Raw genomic sequence first — 12,830 nt, 5'->3', positions numbered from 1 at the left:
GGCCCCGTCGGATTAAACCTCCCGTCGACACACGTCGGCTGAACCGCCGCTGCTGATGGGGCCGGCTGCGACGGTTTTTGTCGCCCCGGCCCGTACTCGTCGCCGTGAATCACGTGCCCGACGCGGCGCTCGACGCCATCGACGCGTTCGGGGAAGGCCTACTCGTGGGCGACCCGCCGCCGATCACAGAGCGGTTGCGGAGCGACCTTCGCTTGGTCGTCCGCACGACCGGCGACGGGACTGCGCGGTGTCGGTTCGAGACGGACCACACCCAGACGCCCCCGACGCTCCGCGAGCGTGGCTCGTTCGTGACGACCGTCGTCGACGGCGTCGACAGCCGGTTTCGAGCCTGGGGGATCGACCCACCCGAGGCGTACCGGTACACCGAGACCGTCGACGGGCGTCACCACTACGAGGGACGGCTCACCCTGCCCTGACTGCCGGTGGTGGCCCCTACCGAAGACCTTTGTTCGTCTCGCCCTTGGCGTGGGTATGTCCGACAGGGTGCATACGCCGCCGGGACCGCCGGTGGTGGGGAACGTCCCGAAGTTGACCGACGATCCGCTGCGGTTTTTCGTCGCGCTCCAGGAGGCCTACGGCGGTCGGTACCCGCTGGTGCGACTCGATCCGCCGGTGGGGCAGTCGTTCGTCGTCGTCCTCGACGCGGAACTGGTACACGAGATCCTCGGCGACCGGGATCGGTTCGCGCGACCGGCGCTCGGGCCACAGGAACAGCGCCGGCAGGGGCTGCTCTCCAGTGACGGGCTGCTCTGGGAGCAACAGCGATCCGTCCTCCAGCCGGAGTTCGTCGGCGGCAAACTCGCCGAGTACGCCGACATCACGGCCGACACGGTGTCGGAGACGATCGACGACTGGCCCCACGAGGGCCGGCTCGATCTCCACGAGGAACTCTCGACGCTGACGATGCGGGTGATCACGCAGTCGCTGTTCAGCCGGGACACCGACCCCGAGCAGGCCCGTGCCGTCCACGAGGCGCTGGGGCAACTGAGCGACGAGGTCGAGCCCAGTGCCACGGACGTGTTGTTGCCGGACGCGCTCCAGTCCGGGCCGTCGGAGACCTTCGAGGAAGCCGACGCCGTCATCGAGGGCGTCGCGTCGGAGTTCGTCGAGTGGCACCGTGACCAGTCCGACCCGCCGGCGGACATGCTCACCGCGCTCATCGAGGCCCAGGCCGACCCCGACGTGGACCTCTCGGAGAACGAACTCGTCGACGAGGCGGTCCTCTTTCTCACCGGCGGCCAGGAGACGACGGCACTCACGATCACCTACGCGTTCTACTGGCTCTCGAAACACCCGACGATGCGCGACCGCGTCGCGGCCGAGGCCGCGGCCGTGCTGGACGGCGGGGAACCCACCTGGGCGGACCTCTCGGAGCTGTCCTACACCGAGCGTGTGGTCCGGGAGACGCTCCGGCTCACGCCGGCGGTGTGGAACGTGACGCGCGAGGTGCGCCACCCGACCACCCTCGCCGGCACCGAACTGGACGCCGAGGACCTGCTGTTCATGTCGACGTACGCCCACCACCGTGACAGCCGCGTCTGGACGGACCCGCTGGCGTTCCGTCCGGACCGCTGGGACGGCGAGGTCTCCCGGAGCGAGGACGCCTACTTCCCGTTCGGGAGCGGCCCGCGCATCTGTATCGGCCAGCAGATCGCGCTCACGGAGGCCCAGTTCACGCTCGCGCACGTCCTCCAGCACTACGACGTGACCGTCGAGGCCGACGAACTGGCCCTGCAACCGAGCGTCACGCTCCGGCCGACCGACCCCGTCCACGCGACCGTCACCGAGCGGTCGACGCCGGTCCCGGAGTGACGTCGGCAGGACCGTCCCCTCCGGTCGGACGACGCGGCTGGATTCAAGTCGATCCAGGCCCTGACACGGGTATGGAGCTGGCACCCGATCTCGACGGACGGACGGCACTGGTTACCGGGAGCGCGACGCGTGTGGGACGCGAACTGCTGTTGACGCTGGCGGCCTGCGGTGCCGACGTGGCGGTCCACTACAACGAGAGCGCCGACGCCGCACGGACGACGGCCGAGGACGCCCGCGAGTACGGGGTCGACGCCACGACGGTTCAGGGCGACGTGACCGATCCCGACGACGTGGACGACCTGTTCGCGGCCGTCGAGGCGGACCTCGGCACGGTCGACGTCCTGGTCAACAACGTCGGCAACTTCGACGCCCGCCACTGGGCGGACATCGAGTGGGCGGCCTGGCGCGACGTGGTCGAGAGCACGTTCTACGGGACGGTCCTCTGTTCGCGGCGGGCACTCGACGGGATGCGCGATCAGGAGTGGGGCCGGATCGTCAACGTCGGCTTCGCCGACAGCGATCGGATGCACGCCCACCCGGTGAACTTCCCGTACTTCGTGGCCAAGACGGGCGTGTTGATGTTCACGCGGATGCTCGCCGCCGACACCGCCGAGGACGGGATCACGGTCAACGCCGTCTCCCCGTTCGCCGTCGAGAACACGGTCTCGGACGTCTCGTCGTTCCCGCGGGGCCGGGCCGCGAGCTTCGAGGACGTCGCCGCGCCCTTGCTCTTTTTCACGAGCGACGCGGCCGCCTACATCAGCGGCGAGAACGTCGCCGTCGACGGCGGTCGGCTTCCCGAACGCTGACGGGCCACACCCTCTTCAGCACGAACCGGCGCGGGGCTGGAACCGCGCGCCACAGTGTGGACAGGTCGCGTAGAAGTCTTCGTCGGCACACTCGAACCCCTCGCCGCAGGACTCACAGCGCAGCAGTGTCGCCATACCCGAGCCTCGGACCACACGGGCAAAAACCCCGCGTCGGGCCGGCGGTCGGACCAAGTGGCTCGGGGCTCTATCGTCGTCGATGCCCGGCGACGACCCCTCCGGCGCACGGACCCGAACCGAGCGAGTCGGGCGTGCGGGCATCGCGGTCATGCTGGTGGCCCACCTCGTCTGGGACCCCGTGCTGACGCTGGTGGGCGTCGCTACCTTCGGGGTCGCCGAGGAGGATACCGCGATCGTCCGGACGCTGCTCTCGATCCACCCCGCCGTGTGGCTCGGCGCGAAGGTCGTCGTTCTCGGTGCGTTCACCGCGGTGTTCTTCAGAATCGGCGGCCACCGTGACCTCGGGACCGCCTGGCTCCCGTGGGCGGTCGCACTCCTGGCAATACTCGCGCCGCTGGGGTGGCTGGAACTGTTGTTGTGAGCGGGGCTCACTCCTCGGCCAGCGGTTCGTCGATCCCCAGCAGGGCGGCGCTCTCGGTCCAGAGTCGTCGCTGGGTATCGGGGTCGCGAGCGGCCGCCGCGGGGGTCGTCGGTTCCTGCTGGTCGAAGTACCGGCCGGAGACGTGGGCGGTCCGCTCGGCGGCGGCGACGTGGACGAGCGCGGCCGCCCCGTCTTCCACGTCGGTCACGAACGGGAGGCCACCGAGTAGTCCCACCAGACGGGGGAGCGGGCCCGGAAGAAAGCGGGCGAAGTTCGAGCCGGGGATCGCGCCCGGGTGGACGGCGTTGGCGGTGACATCGCGGCCGTGACGGTCCAGTCGCCGATCGAGTTCGAAGGCGAACAGTACGTTCGCCAGCTTCGACCGGCTGTACGCCAACATTCCGGAGTAGCCGTCGGTGGACTCGATGGCTCCCAGATCGAGACTTCCACCGCGGTGGGCCGCCGAGGCGGTCGTCACGATCCGCCCGCCGTCGGGGACCAGATCGACGAGCTCCGCGGTCAGCAGGTACGGCGAGAGGTGGTTCACGTGGAACGTGTACTCGACGCCGAGGTCGGTCGTCCGCCCTTCGCTGAAGAAGCCACCCGCGTTGTTCACGAGGACGTCGAGCGTGTCCGTCCGCTCGCGGACCGTCTCGGCCAGGTCCCGTACGGCCTCGACGCTGGCGAAGTCCGCGCGGACGAACGCCGCGTCGCTCCCGCGAGCAGTGAGGTCGTCGACGACTTCCTCGCCGGCACCCTCGTCTCGGCCGTGGACGATCACGTCCGCGCCGAGGTCGCCCAGCGCGAGGGCCGCTTCCCGGCCGATCCCGCTCGTCGATCCAGTTACCAGCGCTGTCGATCCCGTCAGGTCGCGCTCGGTGACGCCGGCCCGTTCGAGCACTGTCCGTGTCATCGTCGAGCGTTGGGCCTCCAGCCGCAAAAACCGCTCTCCACTGCCCGTCGCAGGACCCTCCGCCTCGGCCACCACCACGCCGGTCGCCGTCCCGGTGGGATCGCCGCCCGCTCAGGGTTCCAGGACGACCCGGAACCGTGCCTCGTTCTCGATCATGCGCTCGTAGGCCGCCTCGACGTCGTCGAGCGGGTAGGTCTCGATCTCGGGGGTCACGTCGCGCAGGGCGCTGAACTCCAGGGTGTCCTGGGAGTCGCGGGCGTGGCCGGAGCCCCACCCCTCGACGCCGCCGCGGGTCCCGATGAGTGTGTTGGCGTCGACTTCGATGGGCGCACCGGGGACGCCGACGACGACCACGGAGCCGTCGATGCCGATGCCGTCGACCACCGACGAGATGGCGTCGCTTGCGGGTGCCGTCGCGAGGACCACCCGTGCGCCGCCGAGTGCCTGCAAGCGCTCCGCGGGATCGGTCTCGGCGGCGTTCACGAAGTGATCCGCGCCCAGCGAGCGCGCGAGGTCTTCTTTGTCCGGGCTCCGCGAGATCGCGACGGTCTCGTAGCCGGCGGCGTGGGCGTACTGGAGTCCGAGGTGCCCGAGGCCGCCCACGCCCTGCACGGCGACGAGGTCCCCCGGCTGGGCGTCGCTGTTGCGCAGGGCGTTGAAGGTCGTGACGCCCGCACAGAGTAGCGGGGCGGCGTCGGCCGCGTCGAGGTCGTCGGGCACCGATGCGACGGCCTCGCTCGGGACAGTCACGTACTCGGCGTAGCCGCCGTCGAAGGTGATGCCGGTGATCTCGCCGTTCTCACACTGGAGGAAGTTCCCGCGCCGGCAGGGATCGCAGGTGAAACAGTGGCCGCCGTGCCAGCCCGCGCCGACCCGGTCGTCCTCGGCCCAGGCGGTGACGCGATCCCCGACGGCGTCGACGCGGCCGGCGATCTCGTGGCCCGGGACGCGAGGATAGCTGATCCCCGGATAGGTCCCCTCCTTGGCGAAGACGTCGCTGTGACAGATCCCGCAGGCCTCGACGGCGATCCTGACCTCGCCGGGGTCGGGCTCGGGTATCTCGCGTTCGACGAACTCGAAGTCGCCGCCGGCTTCCGGAACGACCGCGGCACGCATTGTATCGGCCATGGCATACACGGTCGCGCCGGGCGTGGAAAAAGACGGCGACACGGGCAAGCAACCGGCCGCGACACGTTACTGCTCCTCCGCGTTCGATCGGGCTACTGGTCCCGCTCACTCCTCCATCGGCCACACGACCACCGTCATCACCACCGACCCGACCAGCACTACGCCACCACCGCCGACCACGAGCGTCTCGGCCGCCCGTGGGAACCGGTCGATCAGGGGGACGAACACGCCCACCTCGAAGCCGACGATCAGCAGTGCGCCGACCACGTCGAACACGAGGTCGTAGGCGGTGTCGCGCCAGCCGTAGTGAACGAGGACAGGCTCCACGTCGAAGCGGTCGCCGACTTCGCGGGCGACGAGTTCGATCAGTTCCCAGAACACGCCGACGGCGAAGGTGAAGACGAGTGTGGCGACCGCGAGGACGCCCACCGAGGGTGTGTAGGCGACGACGAGTGCGGCGTACAGGAGGGCGGCCACTAGCGCCGCGGAGACGGTGTGGCTGAGGTGGTCCCACCACCAGACCGACTCGTAGAGGCCGAGCATCCCTAACGAGTGGAGGAAGCCGGCCAGCGCGATCCAGAGCGGGACCGTCGGATCGACCACGACCGACGGCGCGACGACGCCGGCCAGTGCCGGGAGCAGGGTGACGGCGAGGGCAAAGAGCGCGTTCACCGCCGCGGCGACGTTCCGGCGGCGAGCGGCCTCGCCGAGGGTCCCGAGGACGGCGAGCTGGAGGACCAGTGCCAGCCCAGCGATGGCGTCGGTCACGCTCGCCCTCCATCCCGGACCGTCTCTCCGTCCAGGGACACGCCAGCACTCGACCGTCTCATCTCAGGAGGGACGAGCATCGCCGGTCACGAGAAACTACTGCTCTTCGATCCCCACACCCTGCTGGTAGCGCGTGGGGAGCTGTGCCAGGACCACGGCGGGCAGGACCGCACCGAACTCGTCGACGAGCCGCTCGGCCAGTGTCGGGAGGGCCCGCCGGACGGTGGCGTAGACGACCGCGACGACCAGGCCACCGAGGACGGCCAGCCGGAACGCGCCGTCGACGGTCACCAGGAGCGGCACGGCGAGCAGGCTCGACAGCAGGAGGTCGCCGGGCGACCCGTCGTAGCCCACCCACCGCCGTGGCGCGAGCCACTGCCCGCGGTAGTGGTCGTAGACGGCCCGGTCGGAGGTCCCCTCCCAGGGGCGCAACTCCAGCCCGCCGCCGAACACGTCGGTGACGCTGTGGAGGGCCGCGCCGAGCAGGCAGAAGGCCAGCCCCACAGTGAGGGCGGTCGGCACTGCCAGCGCGAGCGCGAGCGCTCCGACCGCGAGTGCGGAGAAGTACACCGGGTAGTGCAGCGTCCTCCGGTGACCGACGTACATGTCCAGATCCGGGAGGACGCCGCCCGCGAACCCGGCCGCGAGCGCGACGGGCGCGAACTCCGGAGCCACGACTATCACCGGGAGTGCCAGCGCCATCCCCGCCAGGGCGTGGGTCGGGAGCATCATCGTGTCGGATCGAAAGAGACAGAACGCTATGAGTGTGTCGGTGGTTCGTGCGGTGGAACCACACGCCCGAACGGCTCAGCCCGCGAGTTCGGCGGTCTCGAACAGGGGGTCGAAGTCCTCGGGGAGGTGGTCGTAGACGCGGCGGAGCTCGTCGTCGCCGCCGTGGGCGGCGATGGTGGCGATGGCGGCCCGGGTGTGGATCACGGCGTCCTCGGGGCTGACGCCGATGCCCTCGCGGTCGGCGACCAGGACGACGAACTCGTCGGCGGTCCGTTCCTCGTGGGTGTCCCGGTGTTCGGTGATCGCGTCCCCGAGTGCGCCCGGGAGGACGACCCCGAGTGCGTCGGCCTCGGCCGTCGGGATCGACTCCCCGAGCGTGAGCAGGGTCTCGATGGCGGCCCGCTCGGCGTTGGCCATGTTCTCGATCCCGGCCCGGCTCCCGAAGTCGTCCACGATCGCGTCGTAGTCGGTTCGCATCGAACGACGACTGGTCGCGTCGCTGACGGCTTGAATATTCGGGCCAGTTCGACCGCCGACCTGCCGGATGGGCGATCGCCATCGTCTCCCCGCCGACGATTCGACGACTGGACGAACATTCGACCGATGGACGCGAACGGCTATTTGAGACCTCACTCACGCTCTACGCGTATGACTCCACGCAATGACCGGCTCGCGACCGAAGTCGGAGTGATCTGACGATGCGGCTCCCGATCCCCACCAACCGACTCGTGGCGTTCACGCTCGCGGGGGCCCTCCTGACGGCGGTGCTGGCCGTCGCACTCGGCGCTCCCGTCGGTGGAATCGCCTCGCCCGACGACCCGACGACTGGCGACTCGACGCCAGCGAACGCACAGACCACCGGCGACGCGCCCGCCCCGAATGAGAACTTCACGCCGGCCGTCCAGACAGGCTCCGGCCACGACGAAGAACGCGAGGAGTACGAGGAACACGAAGAAGAAGAGCACGAGGACGGGGAGGGGTGGTTCGGTGACAACGACTGATCCGACGTCGGTGTACGAACGTGTCGGTGACGAACGCCTGACGTTCAGGTGTTGTGATACGACGTTCGTGATTCAGTCGGCGGGATTTCGGGCGGGTGACGCGGCCAGGGCCGCTCGGCGGCTGGCCGAGCGCCTCGAAGCGCGACTGGACGCGTTCGACGACGCGAGCGGGGTCAGCGAGCTGAACCGCGGCGGCGTCGTCGAGGACGAGCACGTCGCCACCGTCGTCCGTCGGGGACTGGAATACTACGACCGAACCGACGGTGTGTTCGACATCCATCAGGGCACCGTCGAGCACGAACTCAAGGCCTACCTTCGTGGCGAGACCGACTCGCTCCCGGAGCGTTTCGAGACCGGAACGATCCGGATCGACGGCGATCGGATCGTCACCGAGGTGCCGCTCGATCTCAACGGGCTCGCAAAGGGGTACGTTGTGGACCGGGCGGCCGCGGAACTCACGGGTCTGGGTCGGCGTGGATTCGTCAGCGGCGGCGGCGACGTGTCCCCGCCGACCGGGGCGGTCGCCGTCGAGAGTCCCTACGGCGACGAGAAACCCCTGCGAGTCCTCGACACCGACTGGGCAGTCGCGACCTCGGGGAGCTATCGCCGACGGCGCGGGGGTGTCGATCACGTCTACGAGCCGACGGCGGAGCGCCTCGGCGCGCGCCACGAGTCGGTGACGGTACTCGCCAGGCGCGACTGCATGGAAGCCGACGCGCTCGCGACGACGCTCGCGGCGCTGCCCCTCGACGCCGCCGTCGACTTGGCCGAAGACTGGACCGGACTCGAAGCGCTCGTCGTCCACGACGGCGTGTTCCACGAGACGACGGGATTCGACAGTCATGTCCTGGACCGCTAACCAGCGGATCACCGTCGTGGCGGTGATCGTCGTCGTGGCGACCGTCCCCCTCGTCTGTCAGGTCGGCGACGTTCGGGCCACGCAGGCGACCACGAACGAGCAGACAGCGCTGGTCGAACAGACAGTGACGGCCCGGCAGGCCCAGGGCGACTACGACGGCGACGGCGTCCCCGACTCGACGGATCGGTGTCCACAGCGACCCGAGACGGACAACGGGTTCCGGGACGGCGACGGCTGCCCGGACGTCGTCGAGACGACGGGGGCGTCCTGATGAGCACCCTCGTCTGGTATCTCGACCGGGCCGCCGCCCTCCTCGCCTATCCGTCGCTGTATCTGTCAGTGCTGACCGGCATCTTTTACAACACCGACCCGTTCGGCACGCTGCACGAGGCGGCGCGACGCGTCCACGTCGAGTTGTCGGTCTTCGCGATGCTCGTGACGCTGTTGCACGCCAGCCTCGGAGTGGTGGACGCGTGGTTCGTTCTCACCGGCGCGGTCCCCGAACCGTCGTACACGCAGTCGTACTTCCTCGTCGGGCTGGCGGTCGGTGTCGGTGCCCTGGGCCTGCTGGTCGTGGCGGTCCTGGGGGTCCTCGACGCCAATCGGTTCGACCGGCCCTGGGGACCGCGTGTCGTCCACGCGCTCGCCTACGGCGGCTTCGTCTCCGGGACGGTTCATGCGGCCGCGGTCGGCACGGATGCGGCGGGCCTCGTTCGCCCCCTCGTGATCCCTTCGCTGGTCTTTCTCGCGTACGTCCTCCTGTTGCGCGGGCTGGTGCTGTCTGGGATCGGTCCGACGGCAACTGGTCAGTAGCTGTCCCACAGTCCCAGCAGGCGATCCACGACCCGGTCGGTAAACGAGCCCCGGTGGACGGTGTACAGCATCGCGACTCGGTCGGGTTCGGTCACCTCGTAGATCACACTGCGTCCGTTCCGTTCTTTCGTGACGAGGCCTGCGTCGGCCAGTTTCGAGAGGTGCCAGGAGATCGTCGAGTTGGCCTTGTCGAGGCGGTCGCTCAACTCCGTCGTCGAGAGCGGGCCGTCGGTGAGTAGGTGTGCGAGGACGCGGCGGCTGTACTCGCGCCGGAGCGCGTTCATCACGGCCTGATCGGTCTCGTCGAACTCGGCGGCCGGATAGTATCGCGTGTACTTCCCGTCGTCGGACACCTCGATCAGATTCTCGTCGGCCAGCCAGCGGAGGTGGTACTGGAGCGTCCCCTGCGCGTAGTCGAGATCGCCCAACAGCGCCCGGAAGTGAACCCCTGGCTCGTCGGCGATGCGCTGGTAGATCGCGCGTCGCGACGGCAGTTCGAGGTCGCGGTCCGACATCACTCAGTCCCGGGTGAGGGCGGCGAAGAAGGCCAGCAGGCCGCCGAGGATGAGGATTGCACTCCCGTGCTCCAGCAGTTCGAGCAGCCGGTACGGGAGGTATGGTAAAAGGACGTACTCGAGGAACACGACGAGCCCGTACACTGCAAACATCGCGTACCCGATGGTCACGATCACCATTCGACGGTCACGCTCCCGCCGCCACGCCAGCAGACTGAACACGCCGAGTCCCGCGGCGAGCAGGAAGATCCCAAGGCTGACGTACTGTTCGAGCAACTGGGCGAGCATCACGGAGCGATCACCGTCCGGTCCCGCTCGTACTCGGTACGCACGATGTGGCGACCGAGGGACGAAAGCGACAAAACCGTTGGCGTCCAGCCATCGAATCCACCGACCGGCGCCGGCCCGTCGACTAAATACCCGGCGGCCCTCCGGACACGTATGCAGGTCGGGTCACGTCGGTGCATCCTCAACCCCGTGAGCGGGACGGGCGATCACGCCGAGTACGTCACGCGGCTCTGTCGCGGTCGCGGGTTCGCGGTCGACCACACCGAGGGCGAGGGTGACGCGCTGGCGCTGGCCCGCGAGGCCGGCGAAGCAGGCGTGTCCGAACTCGCGGTCTGTGGCGGCGACGGGACGATCAACGAAGTCCTGCGGGGACTCGACGCCGCCGACCACCTCGCCGACGTGACGCTGTCGGTGATCCCGGCCGGGACGGCCAACATCCTCGCCCGGACCGTCGGGGTCGAGGGGATCGAGGAGGCCGCCGACATCGCGGACACGGGCGAGGTCGCGACCGTCGACGTGGGGATGGCCGGCGACGAACCCTTCCTGGTCTCCTGTATCGCGGGCTTTCCTGCCGAGGCCAGCGTCGCGACCTCCAGCGAACTGAAAGAACGGTTCGGAACGCTCGCGTTCCTGCTCACCGGCGCCCAGCAGGCCCGCTCGTTCGACGGGCTGGACGTGCGCCTCGACACCGAGACCGAGACCTGGGAGGGGGAGGCGCTGTGCCTGCTGGTGGGCAACGCGCGCCGGTTCGTCGAGGAAGGGGGGCAGGCCGACATGGCCGACGGGCTGTTCGACGTGGCGGTCGTCGAGCGCATGCCGGCGGGCGATCTGGTCTCGGAGGCGGTCCGCCACCGCGTGCTCGGCCAGGACACCGAGGGCGTCACGCACATCCAGGCCGGCCGAGTCACCGTCACCGGCCGGGACGGCCCGATCACGTTCAGCCGGGACGGCGAGGTCAGCACGCACGAGACGGTGACGATGGCGATTCGACCGCGAGAACTGAGTCTACGGGTGGGCCCGGCGTACGAGCCCTCGCCGGAGTGACCGCCTCCGGGCGCTCACTTCGGGCCGCCTGTGGGACGGTCCCGGTCCGTTGCACCGCCGGTGATCGCGTCGCCCGCGGGTTCGTCGTCGGTCGCGAACGACGGTGTCTCCTCGGTCGTCGTCTCAGTTTCGGCCTGCTCTCTCGCCTCTTCCAACAGTTCCTCGGCGATCTCGTCGCGCAGGATGAACCCAGGTGCGAGTCCGTGACACATACACACGTCCCAGGGGCTGGACACGCTTAAATTGCCGCCCGGGATCAAGCGGTCGCCGTCCCGGTCGTGTGGTGCAGGATGTCGGTCGTGGTCAGCATGCCCACCACGTCGTCGTCGACGACTGGGATGTGGTTGAAGCCACTGTCGAGGAGGTGCGCGGACGCCTCGGTGACCGTGGTGTCGGGCGTGACCGTCTCCACGGGCGCGGTCATTCGCTGTTCGACGGTGGCCTCGCTCGGGTCCGCCTCGTCGGCGGCCAGCTGGACGAAGTCCGTCGAGGTGAGGATACCCACCGGGTCACAGTCCGCGTCGATGACGGCGACGGACTTGATATCGGTGTCGCGCATCGCCCACGCGGCGTCGGACAGCGTCTCGTCCGGGGCGACTGTCAACACCGGCGTCGTCATGATCTCGCTGACTGGAGTCTCGACCATATTGCTCGCACCGTTCCCGCGAACAAAACCGTTCGTCTCCCGGCGAGTGTTGACAGCCCTCGTGCCGAATCGGCCGACGAGCCCTCGGACGTCGCTGCCGGCGTCGATTCTCGTCGACGGAACGAGATCCACTGACTGCGAACCACGCAGCGAGCGGGCCGCGCCGTCAGTAGTAGAAGATGGCGGTGGTGAGCGTGATCGCGGTCACGATGTAGGTGACCGGTCCCCAGTCGATGGCGGTCAGGTCGGCGGCGTACAGCAGGCTACCCAGCGTCGGCACGACGCCGCCGAACAGGAACAGCTGGGTCTGCCGCAGGCGCCGGCCCGAAACCTTCGGCCACTGTGCGGCGAACAGCCCCGCGGCGACGAACGACACGCCCAGTGAGTAGAGCGCGTGGACGTAGTACCACGGGCCGTACGTGACCGAGAGCCGTTCGATGCCGCCCTGCGTGATCATCTCGGCGTCGACACGGATGAGTTCGTGCAGGCCGAAGTAGTTCGTCCACACGAGGACGATGGTGAGCGTCGGCACTGCCGCCAGCAAGGCGACGTTACGCCCTGTCAGCAGCTCCGACCGATCCGTGTACCGGAAGGCAAAGAGCAGGAACGAAAGCGACGCGAACGCCGGCCCGATGAATCGGACCGTGTTCCACAGCAACGCCTGGTCGAGCGTCGTACTTCCCAACTGGAGCGCGTAACTGATCGACCACACCACGATCGGTGTGAACAGCGCGATCATCAGATAGGCACCTTTCTCGTGGCGCTTCGTGATCGTAAGCACGAGCAACGTACCTACGATGAGTGCCGAGACCGCCAGCGGAATCGTATACGGCGTCGCCTGAATTGCCATTGTATTTACTGCCGACATGTTGGTGTTATAAAACACTTTGGTAGGAATCAGGTTCCGATTTCGACGCCCGCT

At 68.8% G+C, this 12,830-nt stretch carries 19 protein-coding genes; 9 read left to right on the top strand and 10 right to left on the bottom strand.

All coding sequences use genetic code 11. From position 1 onward, the window contains the following. Positions 1-104: 104 nt before the first annotated feature. From EAF64_RS13445 to EAF64_RS13430, 4 genes are all read left to right on the top strand, one after another. Positions 105-437 carry a hypothetical protein gene (locus EAF64_RS13445; protein ID WP_129069510.1) on the top strand — a complete coding sequence of 111 codons (333 nt, stop codon included), beginning with the start codon at positions 105-107 and terminating at the stop codon, positions 435-437. 55 nt (positions 438-492) lie between these two features. After that, complete coding sequence (locus EAF64_RS13440) at positions 493-1,833, top strand: cytochrome P450 (RefSeq protein WP_129069509.1); 1,341 nt, start codon at positions 493-495, stop codon at positions 1,831-1,833. Positions 1,834-1,904: 71 nt separating this feature from the next. After that, complete coding sequence (locus EAF64_RS13435) at positions 1,905-2,642, top strand: SDR family NAD(P)-dependent oxidoreductase (RefSeq protein WP_129069508.1); 738 nt, start codon at positions 1,905-1,907, stop codon at positions 2,640-2,642. Positions 2,643-2,859: 217 nt separating this feature from the next. Then, positions 2,860-3,201, top strand: a complete 342-nt coding sequence (locus EAF64_RS13430) for a hypothetical protein (RefSeq protein WP_129069507.1) — start codon at positions 2,860-2,862, stop codon at positions 3,199-3,201. 7 nt (positions 3,202-3,208) lie between these two features. Here the strand turns inward: EAF64_RS13430 and EAF64_RS13425 are convergent, their stop codons facing one another. From EAF64_RS13425 to EAF64_RS13405, 5 genes are all read right to left on the bottom strand, one after another. Further along, a complete protein-coding gene (locus tag EAF64_RS13425) occupies positions 3,209-4,114 on the bottom strand; it encodes an SDR family NAD(P)-dependent oxidoreductase (protein WP_129069506.1) in 906 nt (301 codons plus the stop codon). Positions 4,115-4,225: 111 nt separating this feature from the next. Next, positions 4,226-5,230 carry an alcohol dehydrogenase catalytic domain-containing protein gene (locus EAF64_RS13420; RefSeq protein WP_129069555.1) on the bottom strand — a complete coding sequence of 335 codons (1,005 nt, stop codon included), beginning with the start codon at positions 5,228-5,230 and terminating at the stop codon, positions 4,226-4,228. Positions 5,231-5,347: 117 nt separating this feature from the next. Continuing rightward, positions 5,348-6,010, bottom strand: coding sequence for a hypothetical protein (locus EAF64_RS13415; RefSeq protein ID WP_129069505.1), 663 nt, complete (start codon positions 6,008-6,010; stop codon positions 5,348-5,350). Positions 6,011-6,106: 96 nt separating this feature from the next. Continuing rightward, positions 6,107-6,742 carry a metal-dependent hydrolase gene (locus EAF64_RS13410; RefSeq protein ID WP_129069504.1) on the bottom strand — a complete coding sequence of 212 codons (636 nt, stop codon included), beginning with the start codon at positions 6,740-6,742 and terminating at the stop codon, positions 6,107-6,109. 75 nt (positions 6,743-6,817) lie between these two features. Next, a complete protein-coding gene (locus tag EAF64_RS13405) occupies positions 6,818-7,219 on the bottom strand; it encodes a DUF2267 domain-containing protein (RefSeq protein ID WP_129069503.1) in 402 nt (133 codons plus the stop codon). Positions 7,220-7,440: 221 nt separating this feature from the next. Between EAF64_RS13405 and EAF64_RS13400 the strand changes: the two genes are divergently transcribed. From EAF64_RS13400 to EAF64_RS13385, 4 genes are read left to right on the top strand one after another with little or no spacing between them, the layout of a single operon-like run. Continuing rightward, entirely contained in the window at positions 7,441-7,743 is a 303-nt protein-coding gene (locus EAF64_RS13400; RefSeq protein WP_129069502.1) for a hypothetical protein, read from the top strand. Further along, positions 7,730-8,602: an FAD:protein FMN transferase gene (locus EAF64_RS13395; protein ID WP_193767682.1), complete on the top strand. Its 873-nt coding sequence runs from the start codon at positions 7,730-7,732 to the stop codon at positions 8,600-8,602. The genes EAF64_RS13400 and EAF64_RS13395 overlap by 14 nt, the downstream gene beginning before the upstream one ends. Further along, positions 8,586-8,873: a thrombospondin type 3 repeat-containing protein gene (locus EAF64_RS13390; protein WP_129069500.1), complete on the top strand. Its 288-nt coding sequence runs from the start codon at positions 8,586-8,588 to the stop codon at positions 8,871-8,873. The genes EAF64_RS13395 and EAF64_RS13390 overlap by 17 nt, the downstream gene beginning before the upstream one ends. After that, positions 8,873-9,415: a hypothetical protein gene (locus EAF64_RS13385; RefSeq protein WP_129069499.1), complete on the top strand. Its 543-nt coding sequence runs from the start codon at positions 8,873-8,875 to the stop codon at positions 9,413-9,415. Before EAF64_RS13390 ends, EAF64_RS13385 begins: the two co-directional genes overlap by 1 nt. Here EAF64_RS13385 and EAF64_RS13380 read toward each other — a convergent pair. Both EAF64_RS13380 and EAF64_RS13375 read right to left on the bottom strand, forming a co-directional pair. Beyond that, on the bottom strand, positions 9,409-9,930 hold the full coding sequence (locus tag EAF64_RS13380; protein ID WP_129069498.1) for a winged helix-turn-helix transcriptional regulator: 522 nt from the start codon (positions 9,928-9,930) through the stop codon (positions 9,409-9,411). The genes EAF64_RS13385 and EAF64_RS13380 overlap by 7 nt on opposite strands. Before the next feature lie 3 nt (positions 9,931-9,933). Further along, on the bottom strand, positions 9,934-10,218 hold the full coding sequence (locus EAF64_RS13375; protein ID WP_227738968.1) for a hypothetical protein: 285 nt from the start codon (positions 10,216-10,218) through the stop codon (positions 9,934-9,936). A 153-nt stretch (positions 10,219-10,371) separates the two neighbouring features. Between EAF64_RS13375 and EAF64_RS13370 the strand changes: the two genes are divergently transcribed. After that, complete coding sequence (locus tag EAF64_RS13370; protein ID WP_129069496.1) at positions 10,372-11,262, top strand: diacylglycerol/lipid kinase family protein; 891 nt, start codon at positions 10,372-10,374, stop codon at positions 11,260-11,262. Between the two features lie 14 nt (positions 11,263-11,276). Here EAF64_RS13370 and EAF64_RS13365 read toward each other — a convergent pair whose 3' ends face one another. From EAF64_RS13365 to EAF64_RS13355, 3 genes are all read right to left on the bottom strand, one after another. Then, a complete protein-coding gene (locus EAF64_RS13365) occupies positions 11,277-11,474 on the bottom strand; it encodes a hypothetical protein (RefSeq protein ID WP_129069495.1) in 198 nt (65 codons plus the stop codon). Between the two features lie 44 nt (positions 11,475-11,518). Beyond that, on the bottom strand, positions 11,519-11,908 hold the full coding sequence (locus EAF64_RS13360; protein WP_129069494.1) for a CBS domain-containing protein: 390 nt from the start codon (positions 11,906-11,908) through the stop codon (positions 11,519-11,521). 166 nt (positions 11,909-12,074) lie between these two features. Beyond that, entirely contained in the window at positions 12,075-12,758 is a 684-nt protein-coding gene (locus EAF64_RS13355) for a histidine kinase N-terminal 7TM domain-containing protein (RefSeq protein WP_193767677.1), read from the bottom strand. Between the last annotated feature and the right edge of the window lie 72 nt (positions 12,759-12,830).

The sequence above is a fragment of the Halorientalis pallida genome, from assembly GCF_004118325.1.
In the GTDB taxonomy this organism is placed as follows: Archaea; Halobacteriota; Halobacteria; order Halobacteriales; family Haloarculaceae; genus Halorientalis; species Halorientalis pallida.
The sequence above is the reverse complement of the archived record's forward strand: the minus strand, read 5'-3'. Positions and strand labels throughout refer to the sequence as shown.